The organism is Pseudonocardia sp. OZ21, assembly GCF_059359135.1.
In genome coordinates this window covers 42079-64623 of sequence record NZ_JCADBN010000011.1, presented here as the reverse complement: position 1 = coordinate 64623, position 22545 = coordinate 42079, and the positions used below count along the sequence as shown (strand labels likewise).

The 22545-nt window shown below is 71.3% G+C and carries 19 protein-coding genes and 1 pseudogene; 11 read left to right on the top strand and 9 right to left on the bottom strand.

The window, feature by feature from the left end:
• Positions 1 to 32: 32 nt before the first annotated feature.
• From AC5L35_RS24140 to AC5L35_RS24125, 4 genes are all read right to left on the bottom strand, one after another.
• Complete coding sequence (locus AC5L35_RS24140) at positions 33 to 2039, bottom strand: ABC transporter permease (RefSeq protein ID WP_495061963.1); 2007 nt, start codon at positions 2037 to 2039, stop codon at positions 33 to 35.
• Positions 2036 to 3457 (bottom strand): extracellular solute-binding protein, encoded by a 1422-nt coding sequence (locus AC5L35_RS24135; protein WP_495061962.1) that lies wholly within the window; start codon positions 3455 to 3457, stop codon positions 2036 to 2038. Before AC5L35_RS24135 ends, AC5L35_RS24140 begins: the two co-directional genes overlap by 4 nt.
• Before the next feature lie 268 nt (positions 3458 to 3725).
• Entirely contained in the window at positions 3726 to 4913 is a 1188-nt protein-coding gene (locus AC5L35_RS24130; protein WP_495061961.1) for a Gfo/Idh/MocA family protein, read from the bottom strand.
• 50 nt (positions 4914 to 4963) lie between these two features.
• A complete protein-coding gene (locus AC5L35_RS24125) occupies positions 4964 to 5707 on the bottom strand; it encodes a FadR/GntR family transcriptional regulator (RefSeq protein ID WP_495061960.1) in 744 nt (247 codons plus the stop codon).
• Between the two features lie 160 nt (positions 5708 to 5867).
• Here AC5L35_RS24125 and AC5L35_RS24120 point away from each other — a divergent pair, with 160 nt between their 5' ends.
• The 3 genes from AC5L35_RS24120 to AC5L35_RS24110 all read left to right on the top strand — a co-directional run bounded on the left by AC5L35_RS24120 (position 5868) and on the right by AC5L35_RS24110 (position 9119).
• Positions 5868 to 7025 (top strand): mandelate racemase/muconate lactonizing enzyme family protein, encoded by a 1158-nt coding sequence (locus tag AC5L35_RS24120; protein ID WP_495061959.1) that lies wholly within the window; start codon positions 5868 to 5870, stop codon positions 7023 to 7025.
• 16 nt (positions 7026 to 7041) lie between these two features.
• Entirely contained in the window at positions 7042 to 7770 is a 729-nt protein-coding gene (locus tag AC5L35_RS24115) for an RraA family protein (RefSeq protein WP_495061958.1), read from the top strand.
• Positions 7771 to 8051: 281 nt separating this feature from the next.
• Positions 8052 to 9119 (top strand): hypothetical protein, encoded by a 1068-nt coding sequence (locus tag AC5L35_RS24110; RefSeq protein ID WP_495061957.1) that lies wholly within the window; start codon positions 8052 to 8054, stop codon positions 9117 to 9119.
• Positions 9120 to 9125: 6 nt separating this feature from the next.
• On the opposite strand, the gene AC5L35_RS24105 is transcribed toward AC5L35_RS24110, so the two are convergent.
• Genes AC5L35_RS24105 through AC5L35_RS24095 form a run of 3 tightly spaced genes read right to left on the bottom strand, consistent with a single transcriptional unit; the run spans position 9126 to position 10163 of the window.
• Entirely contained in the window at positions 9126 to 9557 is a 432-nt protein-coding gene (locus tag AC5L35_RS24105) for an ATP-binding protein (RefSeq protein WP_495061956.1), read from the bottom strand.
• 14 nt (positions 9558 to 9571) lie between these two features.
• Positions 9572 to 9949 (bottom strand): STAS domain-containing protein, encoded by a 378-nt coding sequence (locus AC5L35_RS24100; RefSeq protein ID WP_169395709.1) that lies wholly within the window; start codon positions 9947 to 9949, stop codon positions 9572 to 9574.
• Positions 9950 to 9974: 25 nt separating this feature from the next.
• Positions 9975 to 10163, bottom strand: a complete 189-nt coding sequence (locus AC5L35_RS24095) for a hypothetical protein (protein ID WP_495061955.1) — start codon at positions 10161 to 10163, stop codon at positions 9975 to 9977.
• Positions 10164 to 10334: 171 nt separating this feature from the next.
• Between AC5L35_RS24095 and rsfS the strand changes: the two genes are divergently transcribed.
• The 7 genes and pseudogenes from rsfS to AC5L35_RS24060 all read left to right on the top strand — a co-directional run bounded on the left by rsfS (position 10335) and on the right by AC5L35_RS24060 (position 19470).
• Positions 10335 to 10745, top strand: coding sequence for a ribosome silencing factor (rsfS, locus tag AC5L35_RS24090; protein ID WP_495061954.1), 411 nt, complete (start codon positions 10335 to 10337; stop codon positions 10743 to 10745).
• Positions 10742 to 11362: a histidine phosphatase family protein gene (locus AC5L35_RS24085; RefSeq protein WP_495061953.1), complete on the top strand. Its 621-nt coding sequence runs from the start codon at positions 10742 to 10744 to the stop codon at positions 11360 to 11362. The genes rsfS and AC5L35_RS24085 overlap by 4 nt, the downstream gene beginning before the upstream one ends.
• Positions 11363 to 11381: 19 nt before the next feature.
• Entirely contained in the window at positions 11382 to 12122 is a 741-nt protein-coding gene (gene octT / locus AC5L35_RS24080; protein ID WP_495061952.1) for a diglucosylglycerate octanoyltransferase, read from the top strand.
• A 29-nt stretch (positions 12123 to 12151) separates the two neighbouring features.
• Positions 12152 to 13000 (top strand): DegV family protein, encoded by an 849-nt coding sequence (locus tag AC5L35_RS24075; protein WP_495061951.1) that lies wholly within the window; start codon positions 12152 to 12154, stop codon positions 12998 to 13000.
• A gap of 1278 nt (positions 13001 to 14278) precedes the next feature.
• Positions 14279 to 15196 carry a ComEA family DNA-binding protein gene (locus tag AC5L35_RS24070; RefSeq protein ID WP_495061950.1) on the top strand — a complete coding sequence of 306 codons (918 nt, stop codon included), beginning with the start codon at positions 14279 to 14281 and terminating at the stop codon, positions 15194 to 15196.
• Positions 15196 to 17613, top strand: a complete 2418-nt coding sequence (locus AC5L35_RS24065; protein WP_495061949.1) for a ComEC/Rec2 family competence protein — start codon at positions 15196 to 15198, stop codon at positions 17611 to 17613. Before AC5L35_RS24070 ends, AC5L35_RS24065 begins: the two co-directional genes overlap by 1 nt.
• A gap of 572 nt (positions 17614 to 18185) precedes the next feature.
• A pseudogene (locus AC5L35_RS24060) lies at positions 18186 to 19470 on the top strand (IS3 family transposase).
• A gap of 98 nt (positions 19471 to 19568) precedes the next feature.
• On the opposite strand, the gene AC5L35_RS24055 reads toward AC5L35_RS24060, so the two are convergent.
• Positions 19569 to 20189 carry a CGNR zinc finger domain-containing protein gene (locus AC5L35_RS24055; protein WP_495061948.1) on the bottom strand — a complete coding sequence of 207 codons (621 nt, stop codon included), beginning with the start codon at positions 20187 to 20189 and terminating at the stop codon, positions 19569 to 19571.
• A gap of 109 nt (positions 20190 to 20298) precedes the next feature.
• Between AC5L35_RS24055 and AC5L35_RS24050 the strand changes: the two genes are divergently transcribed.
• Entirely contained in the window at positions 20299 to 21537 is a 1239-nt protein-coding gene (locus AC5L35_RS24050) for an MFS transporter (RefSeq protein ID WP_495061947.1), read from the top strand.
• 30 nt (positions 21538 to 21567) lie between these two features.
• On the opposite strand, the gene AC5L35_RS24045 is transcribed toward AC5L35_RS24050, so the two are convergent.
• Complete coding sequence (locus AC5L35_RS24045; protein ID WP_495061946.1) at positions 21568 to 21828, bottom strand: hypothetical protein; 261 nt, start codon at positions 21826 to 21828, stop codon at positions 21568 to 21570.
• Positions 21829 to 22545 lie beyond the last annotated feature (717 nt).

Sequence of the window (22545 nt, the reverse complement as noted above, 5' to 3'; positions counted from 1 at the left end):
TCGGGACGCGACCGCCTCGTCCGGTCCCGAGGTCATCCCTTGACCGCCCCAGCGGTGAGGCCTTCCGTGAGGAACCGCTGGCCGAAGGCGTACATGAGGACGACCGGAATGCTGATCAGCAACGATGCCGCGGCGAGCTGACCCTGCGGCACGACGTCACCGAAGATCATCGACTGCATCCCGACGGGCAGCGTCTTGTAGCCGTCCTTCGTGATGAATACGAACGCGAAGAGGAACTCGTTCCACGCGTTGGTCAGGGTGAACAGGGCGACGGCGAGCAGTCCTGGCTTCGCCAGCGGCAGCACGATCCGGTAGAAGGCCTGGAAGCGCGTGCAGCCGTCGGTGAGGGCGGCCTCCTCCAGGTCGGCCGGGATCGACTTGAAGTAGCCCACCAGCAGCCACGTCGCGAACGGCAGCGTGAACGTCGGGTAGGTGACCACGAGCGACCAGAGGGAGTCGTTCAGCCCGATCCCGCTCATCAGCTGGTACAGCGGGATGAACAGCAGCGCGCCCGGCATCACGTACGTCAGCAGGATCGTCACGGTGAAGCTCTCCGAGCCGCGGAACTTCAGCCGGGCGAGCGCGTAGCCCGACAGCGCCGCGCAGACCAGCGCGATCACCGTGGAGGCCACCGACACCAGGATCGTGTTGATGTACCAGGTGCCGAACGGCTGGCTGGTGAACAGGTCCGTGAACTGCTCCGTGCTCCACGGCGTCGGCCACAGGTCGCTGGTCCGCATCGTGATCTGGGTGTCGGACTTGAACGCCGTGACGACGATCCAGTAGAGCGGGCCGAGCACGAAGAGCAGCAGCCCGAGGAGCGCCACCCCGGATCCGATGCCGTTGACCGTCCGTGCGGCCCTCTCCCTGCCGCGCGCGGCGAGTGTGGAGATGGCGCGCCCGACGCCCGCGGCGAGCAGCACGCAGACCCCGAGCACCAGCGCGGCCTTCCAGATGATGTGCGGCGACGCCCAGGCCAGCACGGCCGTGGCGACGGCGACGGTCACCCAGGGCAGGGCCTTGCGCTGCGCGGGGGTGAGCCGGCTGCGGCCCAGGTCACCGGCGCCGGGGGCGTCGCTGCGCCGCATCATCCGCACGAGGATGACGACGAGGATGCCGATGATCGGCACCATCACCAGCGTCACCGCGGCGCCCGCGCCGAACTGCAACTGCTGGATCGCCTTCGAGTACGCCACCATCACGTACGGCGCGGTGGCGTCGCCGGGACCGCCCTGGGTCATGAGCCAGATCAGGTCGAAGTTGTTGAACGTCCAGATGGACGACAGCAGGACCGTGACGATCATGACGTAGCGCAGCCCGGGCAGCGTGACGTGCACGAACCGCTGCCACGGCGACGCGCCGTCCACCATTGCGGCCTCGTGCAGGCCGTGGTCGATCGCCTTGAGCCCGGCCAGGAACGTCACCGTGAAGAACGGGATGCCCTTCCAGACGTTCACCAGGATCACCGAGGGCATGGCGAGCGAGGCGTCGGAGAGCCAGCCGGCCGGCCACGCGTCGACGAGGTGCAGAGCCGCCAGCACCGGGCCGATCCCGGAGTCGGTGAGCAGGGTGTTCACGCTGCCGAAGATCGGGTCGAACAGCGACCGCCAGCTGAACGCCGTGACGACGGTGGGCACCACCCAGGGCAGCAGCAGCACCCCCGCGACGATCGCCTTTCCCCGCCGCATGTGGTGCAGCATCAGCGCGGCGATCAGGCCGAGAACCACCTTGAAGATCTCGGCGTACGCGGTGAAGACGAACGAGTTCACCACGCCGGTGTGGAAGAGCTCGTCGCCGATCAGCGCCGTGTAGTTGTCGGTGCCGACGAAGACGGTCTCCGCCCCGTGCCGCTCGGTGGTGCTGGTGATCGCCGAGCTGACGATCGGGAACAGGATCAGCGCGGCGACCAGGATGACCGTGGGGGCCATGAACACCGCGGCGAGCCGCCAGTCGCGGCCGAGCAGGCGCTGGACCGAGGTGAGCGACGCCCGCGTGACGGCTGGTGCGACCGGAGCCGGCCGGGGGCGCAGGATCGTCACTGCCGCAGTCCCTGCTGCTCGAAGATCTGCACCATCCGGTCGTGCGCGGTGGCCACCGCCTCAGCGGGCCGCGTGCCCTGGACGACCGACTGCATCATGTCGGTCAGGAGGTAGGCGGCCACGCTGGCCTGCTGCCCTGAGCTCGGCGTCTGCGGGAACGCGTAGCCGGTCGAGGTGGTCAGGGGCAGCGGCTGTTGCGTGATCTTGCGCAGGGCGGAGAACGCAGGGTCCCCGCTGGTGTAGTAGGGGTCGGAGTCCCACACCTTGTCCCACGCCGGGTTGACCAGGCCGGGGGCCTCCTTCGCCACGCCGAGCAGGGGAGTGCCGCTCGCCAGGTACTTCGCCACCTGCTTCGCGAGATCGGGGTTCTTCGCCCCCTTGAACACGACGAACGCCTGCGACTGGCCGAAGGTGATCGGACGGTCGCTGGCGGGCCCGATTCCGTCGATGAACGGGTGAGTATTGGCGTAGACCGGGTTCTGCTTCGTCTTCGAGTCGGCGTAGACGCTGTACTGGTTGCGGGTGAACCCAATGATTCCGGCGAGCCAGTTCTCGTTGTTGCTGGAGTCGGTCCAGCTCTCGATTCCGGGCGGGAGCATCGGCTTGTACTTCGGATTCGTGTAGATGTCGCCCATGAACGAGACCGCGGCCACGGTCTCCGGTGAGTTGAACTCCACCTTCTGTCCGTCGTTGGAGGAGATCGCGCCGCCGTAGGTGTTGATGACGTTCTCGATGAAGCCGTTGGCGTCGCCGGAGCGGTTCACCGTCTGACCCCACCCGAAACGCCGTTGGGCGGGGTCGGAGATCTCGAGTGCGATGTCCCGCAGTTCCTCCCAGGTGTAGGCGTCCTTGAGCTCGATGCCCTTTTCCTGTAGCCAGTCCTTGCGGAAGAACGAGCCGACCCCGATGAAGTGGTAGGGGATCGCATACCACCGGCCGTCGAAGACGCAGTAGTTCTTCGTCTCGGCAGCGGGCTCGCCGAACTGGGCCCGCAGTTCCTCCACCACGTCGGTGACGTCGGTGAGGTCGCCGAGGTTGTGGAACTGCGCGATGAACCGCGAGTCGGTGAAGAATGCCAGGTCACGGGCGTTGCCCGCCTTCACCTCGGCGTCGGTCTTGGCCACCATGTCGCCGGAGTCGGCCTGGACGAGGGAGTTCTCGATCGTGGTGCCGGTAGCGCCGGCGAAAGCCTGGATCGAGCGGTCGAGCGCGGCGTTCGCCGATTCGGAGTAGAGCTTCTGCGAGAGCATCCCCATCGAACTGCCGCGCAGGCCGGAGGCCGCATCGATGACGCCCTGCGGGACTTCGACCTGCACCTGCGGGGCGGCAGGCTGACCGCCACATGCGCTGAGACTGAGAATTCCGAGCGCGCTCGTCCCGAGAAACTTCCTCCTGGACCATTCCGACCGCTGGGTCATGACCACTCCTCCTACGTCCTGTCGAGAGGACGCGTGCCGACGGGGCGACAGTGCAACCGACGGGGGCCGGGAGGTTGTCCACCTCCCCGGTCGTGCGAGGAACGAGCCCGCGGGCTCGATGCGCCTTTCCGATAAGCAGAATTCGGGTCGGCGCGGCACAGCGGTCGCCGGCCCCCTTGCCGGAGAGAGCGCTGTGTCCTATTACTCGGGTTTCACGTAGCGGAACGCGGTATCACGTAATGCGACGCGGGTCACACTAAAAGGGCAATCACTGTCTGTCAACGGTGGAGATCGCCGTTCTTGTCGAACGCTCCCCGGGCAGGCCGTCGAACAGACCGGAGGCACCCCGGGGTCGCCACAGCGGGACGCCGCCCCCGCCGGGCGGGACGTCGTCGAGCGACATGACGGCGTCCCGCTCCGCCGAGTCCAGCGCGCGCAGGACGACCAGCATGTTCGCGACGCTCTGCCGGACCGTGCCGACCCCCGGCTCTCCGTGCCGGACGGCGTCGGAGAAGTCGCACAGCTCGGCGTGGTAGCCGTTGTCGATCCCGCGGAACACGTCGGTCTGCGTCGATCCGTCCGCGCGGGTCAGCGTCACGTGCCGCTCCGCCTCCGGCCCCGACAGAACGAGCACGCCCTCGGTTCCGTACAGCCGCATCTCGTTCCCCTCGTCGGGAACGGCGATCTCCGAGTACGTGGCCGTGTAGTTGCCGATGGCGCCGCAGGCGAAGACCATGGTGAGCGACAGGTCCGACGGCGCCTCGATCGTGCTGTTGGCCCACTGGACGGCCCCGTGGACCCGGACGGCGTCGCCGCAGAGCATCCGGATCTGGGCGATGTCGTGCACGCCTGCATCGAGGTGGACGCCGCCGCGGTACTGCGGTCGGTGCCGCCACACCGTGCCGGCGAACACGCCCTCCCACGGCACCAGCCGCCTGGCGCGACGCCAGGCCATGAGGTGCAGCTTGCCGATCGCGCCGTCGTCCAGCAGGGCGCGCGCGTGGCGGATGTCGTCGCGGTAGAAGTAGTTCTCCCCGATGAGGATCGTGCGCTCCGGATATCGCTCCTCCAGTGCGAGGAACGCCCGTGCCTGGTCCTCGTCGGTGCCGGTCGGCTTCTCGCAGAGCACGTCCTTGCCGGCCGCCAGGGAGTCGCGTGCCACCTCGTACAGGGCCGGGATCGGCACCGAGATCAGCACCGCGTCCACGTCGTCGCGGGCCAGCAGCCGGTGGTGGTCGGTTGTGAAGCCGGCCATGTCGACGCCGCTGTAGGACGAGAAGCGCTCGCCCTGGGCGGCCGAGTGGTCGGCGAACGCCGTGACGACGTACCGGTCCGCGAGCCGGCGGAGCGCCGGCCAGTGCAGCTTCTCGACGGCCAGCCCGGTGCCGATCAGCCCGAGCCGGATCGGCCCTTCCTCGCTCGCTCCCAACTCGCACCCGTCCCTCCGCCCCGACACCGGGGCATCGAAGGGGACTCGCCGCGGCCCTGCGGTCGAGTCCTCGTGCTCTACCGCTTCGCCGTCCTGGTCTTCGTCCTCTGCTGCTTCTCGGTGAGGATCCGGATGGTCTGCTGCAGGTGTGACCGCATCGCCTCGCGTGCGGCCTCCGGGTCCCTCGCCTCGAGCGCCGCGAAGATCCGGGTGTGGTCGTGGGTGGCGCGGTGCAGGCCGCCGGGCACCGCGTTGGTCACCCGCCGGCTGGCGGTGCCCAGCCACCGGGCGGAGTACATGATCCGGTCGAGGATCCGGTTGTTCGCCGCTCGGCAGATCGCCATGTGGAACTCGTGGTCGACCTCGAGGTAGTCGTCCGGCTCCTCCTCGAGGCTCGCCATCCTGGCCAGCTCGGCCCGCAGCTCGGCCAGCGTCTCCTCGGAGATGGTGGCCGCGGCCATGGCCGCCAGCTCCGGCTCGAGGAGCAGCCGCATCTGGTGCAGCTCGTTCAGCAGGTCGACGACGTGCTCCTCCGGCAGCCACTCGGCCAGCAGCGGGTTGAGGTAGTCCCACTCGGTGGCGGGCCGTACGACGACGCGCCTGCCCTGGGCGACGTCGAGGATGTCGAGCGACGCGAGGATCTTGATCGTCTCACGGGCGACCGCGCGGGAGACGCCGAACTCCTGCGAGATGTCGAGCTCCGAGGGGGTGCGCTCGTCCGCGAACTCCCCCTCGGCGATCCGGCGGGTCAGGTGGGCAGCCACCTGCACCGGGAGCGTGCGGACCTTGACAACGTCCGCGAGCTCTTGTCTCCTAGCCATGTCAGCAGCTTATCGGACAAGTCGATGAAACCGTACCGCAACCAGGCCTGACATCCGTGTCCGGGGAGGGGTTCCGCCCGGCCTCCCCGGCATCTGCCCGCCCACAGTTCGCCGTGGGCCTCACTGTGTCCGGCGGATGGCTGCTCCCGGGAGGGGAAGCATGAGGATCGTCAACGTCACCACGGCCGTGGTCGCCTATCACGGCCAGGCCACGCTGGTGCGGATCGACACCGACGAGGGCATCAGCGGGTTCGGCGAGGCGAATCCCGACGCCGGAGCGGGGGGTGTCGTCGGGATGATCGGCGACCTGGCGCCACTGCTGATCGGGGAGGACCCGCGCAACGTCGAGCGGTGCTGGGAGAAGCTGCGGCGGCGGAAGGTCTTCGCCGGTCCGCAGGGTGGCGTTTTCGTGATCGCCCTGAGCGGGATCGAGCTGGCGCTGTGGGACATCGCAGGCAAGGCCGCGGGGCAGCCGGTCTACCGCATGCTCGGTGGCAAGTTCCGCGACCGGATCCGGCTCTACGCCGACTGCGGCGACGGGGACGACCCGGCCGGCTCGGTCTCCGGCTGCGTCGACCGGGCCCAGCGGATGGTCGAGGAGGGCTTCTCCGCGATCAAGTTCGACATCGACGACCTGCAACATCGCGCGAAGTTCGACGAGTTCAACCACACGGTCAACGCCGCTGAGCTGCGCACGATGGTGGAGCGGGTGGCGGCGGTCCGGGAGGCGATCGGCCCGGACATCGACCTGGCCATCGACCTGCACGCCCGCTACGACGTGCCGAGCGCCTGCCGGATCGCCTGGGAGCTGGAGCAGTTCAACCTGATGTGGCTGGAGGAGCCGGTCCCCGCCGAGAACGTCGACGCGCTCGTCCGGGTACGCGCCCAGACCCGCACACCGATCTGCGCAGGCGAGAACCTCTACCTCCGCTGGGGCTTCCGCGAGCTGCTCGAACGCGGGGCGGTCGACGTGATCGAGCCCGACGTCCCGAAGTGCGGAGGCCTGGCCGAGGCCAAGAAGATCGCCAACCTCGCCGAGATGCACTACGTGCCGTTCGCGCCGCACCTCGTCTCCACGCCGCTCGGCACGATGGCCACGGCGCACCAGTGCGGCGCGATCCCGAACTTCTTCGTGCAGGAGTGGCACGCGCTCGAGGAGCGCGAGGTGTGGGACAGCTACGTCACCGCGCCCGACGGCAGCGGCTCGATCGTCAAGGACGGGTACATCACCCTCCCCGACAGCCCCGGCATCGGCGTTGAGCTCGACATGGACGGCGTGCGCGCGCACGCCGTACCCGGCTACGGGATCTTCGAGTAAGAGGGGAACGCACGACATGACGAATGGACAGGCGTCCGATCGAACCGCACGTCCCGATCCCGCCTGGGTGGCGCAGACCGCGAAGCGGCTGAAGGCGCTGTACTCGGCGGTGGTCTACGACATCATGGACGAGATGGGCCTGCCCCATCAGTGCCTCGACCTCGCGATCGCCCCGCTCGACAAGACGATGCAGGTGGCAGGCCCCGCCTACACCGTGGCGGCAGGCCCCGACATGCGGGAGCGCGCCGAGATGCCGGCCAACACGAAGCTGGCCGACTTCGGGGTCTTCACGCAGATGTACGACGGATGCGTCGTCGTCGTGGCGGCAGCGGGCGAGCACCAGAGCGGGATCTGGGGCGAGCTGATGAGCAACGCCAGCCGGGCCCGTGGAGCCACGGGCGTCGTCATCGATGGCGGCATCCGCGACGGCCGGCTGGTGCGTGAGATCGACGGACTGTCCGTCTTCGTGCGCTACACGTCGCCGATCGAGTCGCTGCGCCGCTCCCGGATCCACGACCTCGAGGTGCCGATCTCGATGACCGGCACGACCAGCAGCCAGGTTCGGGTCGACCCCGGCGACTGGATCTTCGGCGACGAGGACGGCGTGCTGGTGATCCCGAAGGAGGCGCTGGACGAGGTGCTGGCGAAGTCCGAGGAGGCCAAGGACATCGAGGACAAGGTCCGCGAGGAGGTCCAGTCGGGTGTTCCGGTGATCGACGTCTACAACAAGTACGGGCGGCTCTGACGCCGTCACCCTTCGGGTGATGTCCCCGCGACTCTCCGTGGGGCGTAATCGGTCCAGCGCGAATGTTCACCGGAAATACTCCACCCCATCAGATGCGTAACCTGACCAACGGTATTTCCCTCATTTGATCGTGCTCGAGATTTGGTTCATCGGGGAGTTCGCGCTAAATTGACCCCCGGTCAGCAGGCTCCCTTCTCGAGACCCTCACTGTGGTCCAGCAGCTGACGCGTCGGCTCGGACTGACGGCATTCTCATGCCGACACACAATGAGGAGAACGGCTGTGCTGAAAAAGGCGGGAATCGTGGTGGCCACCGCCGCGGCCGGCGTACTCGCGCTGGCCCCGTTGGCGTTCGCGACCGGCTCGGACGACCGTGACGACGGCAACTCGATCTCCGTCGAGGACCGCAGCGTCGAGCGGAACCAGATCAACCGGTGCGACGTCGAGCAGGACGCGACCGCCTCCGGTCTTCTCGGCCCGATCCTGTCGCTGCCGAGCCAGAGCCAGCAGGGGAACTGCGTCAACGTCGGTGACGGGAGCACGTACCGTCCCCCGTTGCCCCCTGGCCTTGGTACCGACCCGGTGTCGGAGGTCGTGTACAGCTCGATACCGGACGACATGCCCGTGCAGGTGCCGTCTCTCGGTTTCCAGGCGACCGGCACCAACCAGTTGGGCGACCACGTAGGGCTCGGGTCCGGGGCCGGATCCGTACTCGAGTCCGTGGAGGTTGTGCTGGTCAGCTGGGCCTGTGAGAGCGGAACCTGGGTCAACGACAACTGTGCGACCACGCCAGGGGCCACCTTCGCCCACCCGATCACCGTCAACGTCTATGCCGTGGACAACTCCGGAGCCGTCCCGGCACCCGGACCCTTGCTGGCCACCCAGACGGAAGTGAGCACCATTCCGTACCGCCCGTCGGCCGACCCGGTGAACTGCACCGGCGCCAACGCGGGCCAGTGGTTCGACCCATCGGACGGCACCTGTCACGACGGGTTCGTGCACCGGGTCACGATCGACTTCACGGGTAACACGGTGCTGCCGGCGGAGGTCATCTGGACGGTGGCGTTCGACACCACGACCTTCGGCGCGAATCCGATCGGCCCGCAGCCCTGCTTCACGTCCCCGGACAACTGCGACTACAACTGGCTGAACGTAGGAGCGCAGACCTTCCCCGGAGCACCGTTCGCAGGCACCGACATCGATCCCGACGCGGCATTCCTCGACTCGGACTACGCGCCCACCTACTGCGACGGCGGTGCGGGCGGCACCGGATTCCTCCGGTACGACTCGGCTCCCGGGTGCTGGGCAGGCAACATTCCCCTCGGCAAGATCACGGCCCGGACGGGATAGGCGCAGTCACGGCTCGTAGGAGAGCGGCGGAACCTTCGCGCTGGTCATCATCATCGTGATGCCGTCGTGCTCGCGGCTCACGCCCACGTCGTCCATGCACGAGTGGATCATCAGGAGACCCTGACCGCGGAAGCCGGCAGGTTCGGGCCGCCACAGCTTGCCGCCTGCCACCGCCACGAGGACGCGCCGTCCGCCGTCCGGCTCGGCGTACTGCCGGGCGGCCACCCGCACCTCGGCGCCGATCTCGGACGGGTGGATCTGCTCGATGGCGTTGGTGACCGCCTCGTTGACCGCCATCACCACGTCGTCGATCTCCTGCTCCGGCCAGCGCAGCGTGGTCAGCCACCGCCGGAACCGCTGGCGCACGACCGAGAGCGACACGGGATCCGCCATGAGGACCATGGAGATCACCGCGTCGAGATCTTCGGGGTACGCCATCGACGTCTCTACCGTCAGGCCGTGAGGGCCTCGTCGAGGGAGCCGAACAACGCGAGCACCTCATCCAGCCCCATCGTCCTGATGGGACGGATCACCGAGCGCGTCTCGTCGACGACCACCCGGAGCGGGGTGCGCATCGTTCGGCCCTCGTCGTGCAGGGCGACCAGCAGCCCCATGCCGGAGGAGGACAGGAAGTCGACGCCCGAGAGGTCGAGGACCACCGGTCGCCCCGCGGCCTGGTGGAGGGCCTCGCTCCCCGCCTCCATCAGCCGACTGCCGGTGCTCAGATCCACTTCTCCGTGCACGATGAGGACGAGGCACCCGTCCCGGTCGTCCCGGTTCAGTGTCATCAGTTGCTCGGCCGGCGGCATTCCGCCCAGGAAGCCGTTCATGTTAGCGCAGCGTACAGATGCCCGGTCAGGTGTCGCTCCCGCGTGGTACCGCGATGGAGGGAGCGCGCAGCTGAGCGTCACACAGGACGCGCCTCGCCAACGCGACGACGTCCTTGAGGCCGCGGCGGTCGAGCAGGCGCGCCACGTCCTGGGCGGCTGCCCGCGCGACCTCGTCCTCCGCTGTCGGTTCCTGTGTCGTCGATTCCTGCGTCATCGGCCCCCCGGCTGCCTTGTCGCATACGCGCCTGATCCTCGCCCATACCCCGGATCCGCCGGTCGGCAAACCCCGGCCGGCGTCCTGTGGTGGCCGAGTCCAGCGGCCCCGGCAGAGGCTGGGACAATAGCCATGACGAGGTGGACCCAGGTCCACCGGGAGAGGGGAACGGTGACGGCGACCGACGAGGCGCTCGACATGGCCCGCGTGGCGGTGGCCGCAGCAGCAGACAAGAAGGCGCAGGACATCGTCGTGCTCGACGTGTCCGACCAGCTGGTGATCACTGACTGCTTCGTGATCGCCTCCGCGCCCAACGAGCGGCAGGTGCAGGCCATCGTCGACGAGGTCGAGGAGAAGCTGCGCCAGCACGGAGCGAAGCCCACCCGACGGGAAGGCACCAGGGAAGGCCGCTGGGTGCTGCTCGACTTCGTCGACGTCGTGGTGCACGTCCAGCACACCGAGGAGCGCGGGTTCTACGGGCTGGACCGGCTCTGGAAGGACTGTCCGCGCATCGCGTTCCCGGAGGCCGAGGTCGTGCCCGACGGGGCGGGGTCCGTCGGCGGCGGGGACGGCACCGGGTGAGTCTGCGGAGGCTGGTGCTGCTCCGCCACGGCCAGACCGACTACAACGTCGCAGGCCGGATGCAGGGCCACATCGACTCGAAGCTCACCGAGGCCGGGCTCGCCCAGGCCGCGGCCGTCGCGCCCGAGATCGCGCGGGTCGCCCCTGACCGGCTCATCAGCTCGGACCTGCGGCGCGCGGTCGACACCGCCGACATCGTCGGTGCCGCCTGCGGCCTGCCCGTGAAGCTCGACCCCCGGCTGCGCGAGACGCACCTGGGGGAGTGGCAGGGCCGCTCGGTGCCGGAGATCGACGAGGCCTGGCCCGGTGCGATAGCCGCGTGGCGGTCCGATCCCGCGTGGCGGCCCCCCGGCGGTGAGTCCCGCGTCGACGTGGTCCGGCGGGCCGGGCCCGTGATCGACGAGCTGGACGAGGAGTTCGCGTCGGTGCCGGAAGCCACCGTGCTGCTCGTTGCACACGGCGGCCTGATCGCGGGCCTGGTCAGCGGGCTCCTCGCGCTGCCGACGTCGTCCTGGCCGTCCATCGGCGGTATCGGCAACTGCCGGTGGGCCACGCTGGCCCGCCGTGCCGACCACCCGCGCTGGCGGCTGTCGGGCTACAACGTCGGCACGTCATGACCGACCCCGACGGCCCGGGGTGACCGCGGACGGCCCCGTCCTGCTGGTACTCGGCGACTCGCTCGCCTTCCACGGCCCGCATCGGGCCGAACCCGCCGACGAGCCGAGGCTCTGGCCCAACGTCGCCGCCGCCGCACTCGGCGGCCGCGCGGAGCTCGTCGCCGGCATCGGGTGGACGGCCCGGCACGCGTGGCACGCCCTCACCCACGATCCGCGGGTGTGGACGGTCATGCCCACTGTGGACGCGCTGGTCCTCGGGGTCGGCGGGATGGACAGTCTCCCGTCGCCACTGCCCACGGCGCTGCGCGAGCTGATCCCGGTGCTGCGCCCGGCCGGCCTGCGCCGGGTGGTGCGGGCCGGCTATCGGAAGGCGCAGCCCGCGCTCGCGCGCGCGTTCGCGGCGGCCGTCCCCGGAGGCGGTCCGGTCGCGCTCCCGCCCCGGCTGACCGTGCAGTACCTGGAACGCTGCCGCCAGGCCGTGCTCACGATCCGGCCCGGGATCCCCGTGGTCGCGATGCTGCCTGCGGTGCACCGCGCCGCAGGTTACGGATCGGTGCACGCCGGGCGGGCCGCTGCCGAGCACGCCACCCGCCGCTGGGCCCATGAGCACGGCGCCACGGTGCTCGACCTGCGGGCCCTCGTCGCCGACCACGTGCTCGGCGGCCACGGCAACCCCGACGGCATGCACTGGGGATGGCAGGCGCACGCGGTGGTCGGCGCGGCCTGCGCCGACGTGCTGCGGCCCGTGTTGCGACGCTGACGGACATCCGTGCCATAAAGTGCGTCGTCGTGACCGTCGCCGTTGTCACCGACTCCACCTCTTACCTCCCGGCCGGAGTTGCGGAGGAGCGCGGGATCGGCGTGGTACCGCTGGAGGTCCGGCTGGGCTCCCGCGTCGGGCTCGAGGGACGGGACGTCGCCACCGCCGAGCTGTGCGCTGCACTCGCCGACCGCCACCTCGACGTGCAGACCTCCCGGCCCACCCCGGCCGCCTTCGCGGCGTGCTACAGCGGCGCCCTCGCCGCCGGCGCCGACAGCGTCGTCTCCGTGCACCTGTCGCGGGAGCTCTCCGGCACGTGGGAGGCGGCCAGGATGGCGGCCGAGCAGGTCGGCCCCCACCGCATCCGGATCGTCGACTCCCGGGCGGCCGCGATGGGCCTCGGGTACGCGGTGCTGGCCGCGGCCGACGCCTCCGACGCCGGAGCCGACGCCGCCGCCGTCGAGGAGGCCGCCACCGACGTGGCCGGCCGGTGCCGCGTCTTCTTCTCCGTCGACACCCTGGACCGCCTCCGCCACGGCGGCCGGATCGGCGCTGCCGCCGCCCTGGTCGGCACCGCACTCGCCGTCAAACCGTTGCTGCACGTCGTGCAGGGCCGCATCGTGCCGCTGGAGAAGGTGCGCACCACAGCGCGCGCGGCTCAGCGGCTGGTGGAGCTCGCGGTGCGGGCCGCGGGAGACGGACCCGTCGACCTCGCCGTACACCACCTCGGGGCAGCCGCTCGCGCAGAGGAGGTGGCCACCCTGCTGCGGGAACGCCTACCCGCCGCGACCCGGTTGCTCGTGTCGGAGGTCGGGGCCGTGATCGGCGCGCACGTCGGGCTCGGGCTGCTCGGTGTCGTGGTGGTGCCGAAGCGCTGACGCGCTTCTTGTGGCGGTGATCGGCGCGAGACGTGCGTCGTGGCCCCTGGGAGGGCGGTCAGGTGCGGTTCGTGGCGACTGCGCTCGCCGGGGGGCCGGAGCCGCCTTCCCGTGGGGATCTGGCGGGGTGATCGCCGCGAGCCGTACGTGCTGGCCCCGGTGAGGGCGGCCAGGTGCGTCTCGTGGGGGGTGATCGCCGCGCCGAGATGTGCATGTCGGCCCTTGGGAGGGCGGTCAGGTGCATCTCGGGCGCGGTGATCGCCGCGAGATGTACGTGTTGGCCCTGGGGAGGGCGATCAGGTGCGGCTCGTGGCGATCATGGTCGCGAGGCGCTGGGCGCCGGCGGCTGAGGTGGCCTGTGTGGTGTCTGGCGGGGTGATCGCCCCGGGAGGGCGGCCGGGGGCGTGTGGCCGCGGTGATCGTTGCGAGATGTGCGTGGTGGCCCTGGGAAGGGCGAATAGGTGCGTCTGGGGCTCGGTGATCGCCACGAGGTGGGCGTGTTGGCCCTGGAAAGGGCGATCAGGTGCGTCTCGCAGCGATCACGATCGCGGAGTTGGGCCGCCTCCCGCGGGGAGGTAGCCGGGGATTCTGACGGCGCGGCGATCGCCTCGAGCCGTGAGGTGCCGGCCCGGGGAGGGCGATCAGGTGCGTCTCGTGGCGATCATGGCCGCGGCGGCGGGGGCCACCGGGGAAGCTCGCCGGGGGGCCGGCGGGGCGGGTGATTGCCGCCGAGATGTGCGTGCTGGCCGCCGGGTGGGTGTCAGCGCCGCCCGCGGAGGTTGTCCAGGGACGTCTGCCCGCGGTGATCGTTGCGAGATGTGCGCGGTGGCCCTGGGGAGGGCGATCAGGTGCGGCTCGGGCTGGGTGATCGCCGCGAGATGTGCGTGTTGGCCCTGGAAAGGGCGATCAGGCGCGTGTCGCGGCGATCATCGCCGCGGGGCGCTGAGCGCCGGCCCCAGTGAGGGGACCTGGTGTCTGGCGGGGTGATCGCCGAGAGCCGCACGTGGTGGCCCTGGGGAGGGCGGTCAGGTGCGTCTCGCGAGGGGTGATCGCCGAGAGCCGCACGTGGTGGCCCTGGGGAGGGCGATGAGGTGCGTCTCGTGGCGATCATGGTGGCGGGGGCTGGGCGCCGCCCCCCGGTGACCAGTGTGCTCGGGAGGGGTGACGGTTTCGGGGGCGCGGGGTCGGGCCAGGGGGAGTTGTTCACATCGGCTCTCGGCCATCCACAGGTTCCGAAGTCGTCGGGGCCGGGGTCTGTCCCGGACCTAGCGTCGAGGCGTGGCTCGCCCCGACCCCCCATCCCCGCCCGGACGGCTGGCTGCCGTGCTGGGTCCCCCGCCGGGGGTGCCTTCGCGCGGGGCGGGCGGTCTCGGTCCGGCGGCGGGGGCGGGGTCGGTCGGCGACGAGCCGACGGGGCCGCTGCCGCGGGTGGTGCTCCACGGAGGCCACGATCCGAGGCCGGGGCGGCTGCGGCGGCTGCTGCCTGCCGCGTGGCGTGAGGCCCGGGTCGATCCCGGCCGTCCCGGGGCCACCGCGCTGGCGCTGGTTGCGGCCGCGGCCGCTGTGGTCGCCGCCATCGGGGTCTGGGTGGAGCGGCCGCGAGCCGAGCCCGTCGGTGCATTGCCCGAGGTGGCGGTCGTCGCCGAGTCGTCCGCCACCATGGCTGCGGCGACGGCCGCCGTTCCGGCGGCTCCCGAGGTGCCGGTCACCGGCCCGACCACGGTCCCGGCCGAGCCGCTCGTGGTCAGTGTCTCGGGGAGGGTGGTGCGACCCGGCCTGGTGGAGGTGCCGGCGGGGTCCAGGGTCGCCGACGTCCTGGCGGCCGCGGGCGGACCCGTCCCCGGCACCGATCTCGCCGGGGTCAACCTCGCGCGCCGGGTGGTCGACGGCGAGCAGGTCGCGGTCGGGGTGCCACCGGCCCCCGATGCGTTGCCGGGCGCGGCGGGTGGAGCGGGTGGCCCGGCGGCGCCCGGGTCGGGCCCGGCGGCGCCTGGCAGGCCGCCGGGGAAGGTCGACCTCAACTCGGCCACCCCCGAGCAGCTCGACGCCCTGCCGGGAGTCGGGCCCGTCACCGCCCAGCGGATCCTGGAGTGGCGCACGCGCCACGGCCGATTCGCCCGCGTCGAGCAGTTGCGCGAGATCGAGGGCATCGGCGAGCGCCGGTTCGGGCAGCTTCGTGAGCTGGTCACGGTCTGATGCGCGCCCGCGATCCCGCCGAACCCCCGCGTCCCCCCGATCTGCGCCTGGTGCCTGCCGCGCTGGCGGCGTGGGCTGTCGTACTGCTCGGCATCGGGCTCGGCCCCGTTGCCGGGGTGTGTGCCGCGGTGATCAGCACGGTCGGGATCACCGCGGCCGCACTGGTGCTCGCCACCGGCGCGCGTCCCGCCGGTGCGGCGCGGACGACGCACAGCGCGCGGCACGGCCCCGCCGTCCTCGCGGCCGCGGGTTGCGCCGCTGCTGCCTCGGTGGTGGTCACGGCCCACACGCTGCTCCTCGTGCAGCACCCGCTGCGGGAGCCCGCCGAGCGGGGCGCGGCGGCCACGGTGCGGGTGGTGCTGCGCGACGACCCCCGGCCCATCCGCGATGCGGCGTACGGCTCCCGTCCCGGCACCGCGGGCCAGGTGCTGGTCCCGGCGGTGCTCACCGAGGTGCAGGTCGACGACGGGCGGTGGAACGCGGGCGGCCGCGTGCTGCTGATCGCGCCCGCCGAGGGGTGGACCGGGTTGCTGCCCGGGCAGGAGGCCGCCGCGGAGGGCCTGCTCGCCCCGGCCGGGCGCCGGGACCTCACCGTCGCGGTGCTGCGGGTGCGCGGTCCGCCGCAGGAGGTCACGGCCGCGCCCTGGTGGCAGGAGGCCGCCGGTGGGCTGCGTGCGGGCCTGCGGGAGGCCGCGGGGGTGCTGCCGGCCGCGTCGGCGGGACTGCTGCCCGGGCTGGCGGTCGGCGACACCGGGGGCCTCACCTCGGAGGTCGACGCCGACTTCCGGGCGGCCGGGCTCACCCACCTGCTCGCGGTGTCGGGTGCCAACCTCGCCATCGTCGGGGGCGCCGTGCTCGCCCTCCTCCGGCTGCTGCGGGCCGACCCGCGGCTCGCGGCGGCGCTGAGTGCCGCGGCGGTGGCCGGGTTCGTGGTGCTCGCACGGCCGTCGGCGAGCGTGGTGCGGGCCGCCGTGATGGGCGCGGTGGTGCTGCTGGCTCTCGCGCTCGGGCGCGGGCGGTCGGCGATGCCGGCGCTCGCCGCGGCCGTGCTGGTGCTCCTGATCGCCGATCCGGCGCTGGCTGTCGATCCGGGGTTCGCGTTGTCGGTGCTGGCCACCGCGGCCCTGGTGCTCCTCGCTCCCGGCTGGACCGACGCACTGCGCCGCCGGGGCGTACCCGCCTGGGCCGCGGAGGCGCTCACCGTCCCGGCCGCGGCGTTCCTCGTCACCGCACCCCTGGTGGCCGGGCTGAGCGGGGAGGTGAGCCCGATCGCGGTGCTCGCCAACCTGCTCGCCGTGCCCGCGGTCGCCCCGGCCACCGTGCTCGGGGTGCTCGCCGCGGTGCTCTCACCCCTCGGACCGCTGCCTGCGCAGGCCTGTGCCTGGCTGGCCGGCCCGGCAGTGGGGTGGCTCGTCCTGGTCGCCGACCGGGCAGCGGCCGTGCCAGGGGCCGTGCTGCCGTGGCCAGACGGGGTCGGCGGAGCCGTGCTGCTCGGCGTGCTGGTGCTCGTGCTGCTCGTGCTCGGCCGTTCCCCACGGTCGCGGGCGGTGCTGCTGGCCGTGCTGCTCGGCCTGGCGCTGGTGCTCGTGCCCACGCGGATCGCCCCGCCCGGGTGGCCGCCCGCCGGGTGGCACCTGGTGATGTGCGACGTCGGGCAGGGCGACGCCGTGGTGCTGGCCACCGGACGGCCCGGCTGGGTCGTGCTGGTCGATGCGGGCCCTGACGACGGCCCGGTCGACGTGTGTCTCGACCGGCTGGGCGTGCAGGGGATCGCCATGGTCGTGCTGAGCCACCTGCACGCCGACCACATCGGTGGCCTGGCGGGCGCCCTGCGCGGGCGGCCGGTGGGGGCGGTCGCGGTCGGTCCGGTCCACGAGCCGCGCTGGGCGCTGCAGATGGTCGCCCGGCGCGCCGCGGAGGCCGGTGCCCCGCTCGTGGCGCTCACGGCCGGGCGGCGCCTCCAGTGGCCCGCGCTCACCCTGGACGTGCTCGCCCCCCGGCACCCCGAGTCCGGCATCGACCCGGACGACGGCACGGCGGTCAACGACGGCTCGCTCGTGCTGCGGGCCGGCACCCCGGCGGTCAGCGCGTTGCTCACCGGCGATGTCGAGCTCGCCGCCCAGGCCGACCTGCTGGCGTCGGGCGCCCACCTGCGGGCCGACGTGCTCAAGATGCCGCACCACGGCTCCCGGTACACCTCGGTCGCGTTCCTCAACGCGGTGGCGCCGCGCGCGGTGCTGGTCAGCGTGGGTGCCGGTAACCGCTATCGGCATCCCGATCCTGGTCTCCTCGGCGGTCTCGAGCGGGCGGGCGCCACGGTGGACCGCACCGACCTCGCGGGCGACGTCGCTGTGGTCGGCAGCCCTGCCGATCTCGAGCTCGTCTCCCGCGGCTCACCGCTTCCGGCTCCGCGATGAGGACGACCGTTCGGGTCGGCTGGGCGTCGAGCCGGCTGGCCGGCATGAACACAGCGCCCGATCGCCGCGGCACGATCCGAATCCGGTCCCCGCGGGACCACGCGTACGGCCGCTCCGAGCACGTGATGCACGTGATGCGCGTGATGCACGTGATGCACGTGCGAGCCTCCTCCGTGCTGCCATCGTTCTACGGAGGTGGCCTATCGGCCGGACAGTGCGAGATCTCGGTGTTTCAAGGGGACTTGAAACCTCAACCCCACGCTCGTGCACCGCGCCGACCTGCTGTTATGAGAACTTGGGCCGCCTCGCGACGGGCCGCGCCGGCGTTCAGCGGCGAGCGAGATCCCGACGCCAATTCTGATGACTCCCGCAAGCCACGATCTGCCTCCTGCATGTTCGGATCAACCGGGACCACTACGGTCCGGGGGTGCCGCGGGAGCCGCGTGGTGATCACTGCTGATGCCCTACACACAACCCGAACACGCCGATGACGTGCACTCGCGTGGGGCGCACTGGGTGCTTGGACCGCCCCGGGTTTCGTGGAGGTTCTGATCTCACAGGAGAGTGGATCAGTGCCCGCACCGAGGAAGTACCCCGACGAGCTGCGTGAGCGTGCGTTGCGGCTGGTCGAGGAGGCGATGAACGAGGACCCGCAGCTGTCGCTGAACGCGGCGGTGCACCGGATCGGGCAGCGCGTCGGGATCGTGCCGGACACACTGCCCGGCTGGGCCTAGCAGCGCCGGGCGACACGGGCAAGGCGGCCGGTACGACCAGCTCGGACGCGGCACGGATCAAGGAGTTGGAGCGAGGGAACCGTGAGCTCAAGCGGGGCCGACGAGATCTTGTCGGCGGCCTCGTCGTTCTTCGCGCGGGAGCTCGACCCGCGACTGCCTTGGTGATCAAGTTCATCGACGATCACCATTGCCGGTTCGGGGTCGAGGCCGAGCTGTCCGGTGCTCACCGAGCACGGCGTGCCGATCGCCCCGTCCGGCTACTACGCCGCCCGGCATCGGCCCGCCATCCGCCCGTGCGCTGCGTGACCAGCTGGTGCTGGCCGAATCCGCCGGATCTACCACGACCACGACCGCGAGCGGGGCCGGGGCCTGTACGGGGCCCGGAAGGTGTGGCACCAGCTGCGCTGCGAGGGCGGCGTGGACGGCCACCCGGTGCTGCGGTGTCAGGTCGAGCGGCTGATGCGCGCAGCCGGCCTGCGTGGCGCGGTCCGCGGCCGCAAGGTGGTCACCACCAGGCCGGACCGGGCCGCGCAACGACCTCCGGACCTGGTGGGGCGCGAGTTCACCGCGACCCGCCCGAACGAGCTGTGGGTGGTCGACTTCACCTACGTGCCCACCTGGTCGGGGGCGGTGTTCACAGCGTTCGTCTCCGACGTCTAATCCCGGCGCATCGTCGGCTGGCGCACCGCCGCCGCCACGCCCACCCAGCTGCCGCTGGACGCGCTGGAGATGGCGCTGTGGACCCGGTCTCGGGCTGGGCACGACACCGCCGGAGTGGTGCACCACAGCGACGCCGGTGCCCAGTACACCGCGATCCGCTACGCCAACCGGCTACTCGACGCCGGCGCGGTCGCCTCCATCATCACCGTCGGCGACTCCTACGACAACGCGATGGCCGAGTCCGTGATCGGGTTCTACAAGACCGAGTGCGTCCGCCGCGACGGCCCCCGGCGCGGCCTGGACGATCTCGAACTGGCCACCCTGAGCTGGGTGCACTGGTTCAACCACCACCGACTGCACTCCATGATCGGGCATGTGCCCACCCATCGAGTACGAGACCGCCTACTACCGTCACAACCAACCCGCCCAGCACCCGCTGGCGGGACAACCGAGCCTCCACTGAACCCGGGGCGGTTCAGCTTCCTGGCCAGCGCCGAAGGCTGGTCGATCTGGCGTCGACGCCACCAACACCGCGCCCGCACCAGCCACTACCAGGCTGGGTCAGTGCGCCGCACGGGTGCGTCGCGCGGCGACGTAGCGCCGGATCTTCTCGGCGGTGCCGCAGTCCTCCATGCTGCACCAGCGGCGGCGACGGTTCTTGCTCTCGTCGTGGTAGAGGAAGCGACAGCCTCCGCATCCCTTGATCCGCTCCAGCTCGCCCGAGGTGAGCAGTTGGACCGCCGCGTGCACCACCGGCCGCAGCGGCCGGGTGAGCGTGTGGTCGTCCTGCCAGGTCCACGCGAACGTGCCTTCACGCTCCAGTCGCGCGTGGCCGAGCGCGTCTGTTTCGTCGTCACGCAGCCGGGCCAGGGCGGGCGGGCTCGGGCTTTCGCCGGCGGCCAGTGGTCGGAACACCTCGTCGAGGTTGTCGCGCGTGCGCAGCGCTCGGGCGAAGGCGGCCCGAGCGCCACCGGGATCGTCGCGAGCCGCGCGGCGTAACGCTGCCGCCTCCGCCTCGCTGAGGGCGTCCGCGTAGACGCCCCAGGTGATCAGCTCGGAGTAGCCGGTGAGCACGTCATCGTCGGGAGGTCCGAGGGGTGGGCCACTGCGGGTGTTGACGAAGTCCAGGGCGAGGTTGCCGCCCACCAGGCGCATCCGCGTGACGTCCTCAACTGTTCCCATCGAAATCCATTTTACCAGTTGCGCCACCTCGGAGGTGATCGCTAACTTGTTTCCGACGTAAGTCCATTAGATGGAAACATGGGAGGTCCGGATGGAGGACAGGCGGGCGGTGGGAGCGCTTGTCGGCTTGGCCGGCGGCACGTTCCTCTACACCACGGCCGAGGCACTGCCCGTCGGGCTGCTGCTGCCCATGGCGGCGGACCTGGCGGTCTCGCCGTCGCAGGTGGGCATGCTCGTCACGGCCTACGCCGCGGTGGTGATGGTCGCCTCGGTCCCGCTGACTGCGCTGGTGCGAAGGGTCCCGCGCCGGGTTTTGCTGTCGGGGCTACTGGCCGGCTTCGTCGTCAGCACCGCGGTCACGGCGCTCGTCAGCACGTTCGCGCTCATGCTCGCCGCCCGGCTGGCGATCGCGGCGACCCACGCCTTGTTCTGGGCGGTGGTGGTGCCCGCGGCGGCCGAGCTGTTCCCACCCGCGCTACGAGGGCGTGTGATCGCGGTGGTGTTCTCCGGCGGCACCGTTGCGCTGGTCCTGGGTGTGCCGGCGGGCACCTGGCTGGGTGAGCGCGCGGGTTGGCGGGTGTCGTTCCTGGCGGTGGCCGGGCTCGGCGCGATCGTGCTCGTCCTGGTTGCCTCGTTGCTGCCCTCGACGCGGCCCGACCAGGGACATGCCGCCCGGGGCGCGATGCCCGACGCGCGCCGCTTCTGGCTGCTGGTCGGCGTTGCCGTCCTGGCCACCGCCGGAGCCATCGCCGCCTACACCTATGTCGCCCTCTTCGTCACCGAGGTCAGCGGCTTTGCGGACTCGTCGGTCGGCGCAATCCTGCTGGCCCGCGGCGTCGCCAGCGTGCTCGGGATCCTCGCCCTCGGCGCGGTGGTCGACCGCGGCCCGTGGCGCGCCCTGGCCGCGACCGTCGCGCTGCAGTCGGCGGCACTGTTCGGGCTGTACGCACTTGGCCACCACCCGGTGGCGGCGGTCGGCCTGCTCGCCGTGGCGGGACTGGCGTTCGCCGCGTTCACCGCGTCGCTCGGTGGGCTCGTGCTGCAGATAGCGCCCGGGCGCTCCGACCTCGCCGCCGCCACCGTCTCCGCCGCCGTCAACGTCGGCATCACCGGCGGCGCTCTGGCCGGCAGCCTCGCGGTGTCGAGCTACGGCGTCCAGAGCACGGTCCTGATCGGCGCCCTGATCGGTGTCGTGGCTCTGGCGCTGACTCTCGCCGAACGACTCATCCCGGCCGCCAGCGGTTCGCAGGCAGGGCGGCGGGGCGGAACCCCGACGATCTTGCCGTCTCGAGTGGGCTCACCGGGCGCGACGCCGTCCACCGGGACCACGACGATGCCATCCGGCTGACGGGGGCACTTCAGACCACGTCTTCGGCACCTACCGACGCCAGCTGCTCGACGCCAACATTCGCAGCCTCGACGCGGCGATGCAGCATGAGCGAGAGCAGCAGGTCGGCGCCCTCAGAAGGGCCACGTCTGACACCGACGCCAAGATCAACGAACCGTTTGCAACCTCGAAGGTGTCGACAATCCCGACCGGGACCTCATCCGCGACATCAACGAACGCTGCGCGGAACTCCGCGCCCAAGAGGAGCAGCTCGAAGGCCAATTCGCCGAGGTCGAACAGCGCATCCTGCACGCGCCCAACCCGGACTTGATCAACGTAATGCCCATGACCAAGATCGAACTGGAGCGCCGACCCGGGGACCTGGCCCGCGCGCTGTTCACCTGCCGCATCACCCTGACCGGCCCGACCATCACTGCCGCCAGCCCCTACTAGCTCGTACAGCTTGGGAGAATCCACCGCACCATGCGGCGTTGGCACTCGATGGGGTGCGCCTGTGCACCGCGCGCGGTGGTCGCCGTCTGCGGTCTGTTGGGCCACGTTCTGAGAGAACGGCCTGAGTACTGGCGGAGAAGGTACTGGCGACCGTCTGACAACGGCCACGGCGGCTGAATGTGAGGAAGACGGCGAACGCTTGACTGACGATCGTCGCCGGTGATTTTCTCCCCGACTGGGATGACCCGGGCGCAGCCTGGCCCGGTGGGCGGATTCGCCCGGATAGGCAGGACGGTCTTGAGCGGCTGGACGGAGCACAGGGCGGTACCGCGACCCTGCCTGCTCGTGTCCCGGCGCTACGTGGACCTGCTCCGTGTCGCGAGCGCGGGCTGTCCGCTCAGCCGCTGACCGACCCCATGGCCGCCACCCGATCCCGGGTGAGGCCACCGGCACGCGTCGTGATGGCGCCCCGTCAGCACGTGCCGACGGTGCCGCGCGTCCCGACACCCCGCGCGTCGCTCCCCCGACATCGGAGATCTCTCTGTGACCGCACCGAACCGGACGCCGGCCACGCGG

Bases quoted from the DNA above. Each gene is read 5' to 3' on its own strand.
- AC5L35_RS24135 (WP_495061962.1), bottom strand. From the start codon at position 3,457: ATGACCCAGCGGTCGGAATGGTCCAGGAGGAAGTTTCTCGGGACGAGC.
- AC5L35_RS24125 (WP_495061960.1), bottom strand. From the start codon at position 5,707: ATGGCTAGGAGACAAGAGCTCGCGGACGTTGTCAAGGTCCGCACGCTC.
- AC5L35_RS24120 (WP_495061959.1), top strand. From the start codon at position 5,868: ATGAGGATCGTCAACGTCACCACGGCCGTGGTCGCCTATCACGGCCAG.
- AC5L35_RS24115 (WP_495061958.1), top strand. From the start codon at position 7,042: ATGACGAATGGACAGGCGTCCGATCGAACCGCACGTCCCGATCCCGCC.
- AC5L35_RS24105 (WP_495061956.1), bottom strand. From the start codon at position 9,557: ATGGCGTACCCCGAAGATCTCGACGCGGTGATCTCCATGGTCCTCATG.
- AC5L35_RS24100 (WP_169395709.1), bottom strand. From the start codon at position 9,949: ATGAACGGCTTCCTGGGCGGAATGCCGCCGGCCGAGCAACTGATGACA.
- AC5L35_RS24095 (WP_495061955.1), bottom strand. From the start codon at position 10,163: ATGACGCAGGAATCGACGACACAGGAACCGACAGCGGAGGACGAGGTC.
- AC5L35_RS24065 (WP_495061949.1), top strand. From the start codon at position 15,196: ATGCGCGCCCGCGATCCCGCCGAACCCCCGCGTCCCCCCGATCTGCGC.
- AC5L35_RS24055 (WP_495061948.1), bottom strand. From the start codon at position 20,189: ATGGGAACAGTTGAGGACGTCACGCGGATGCGCCTGGTGGGCGGCAAC.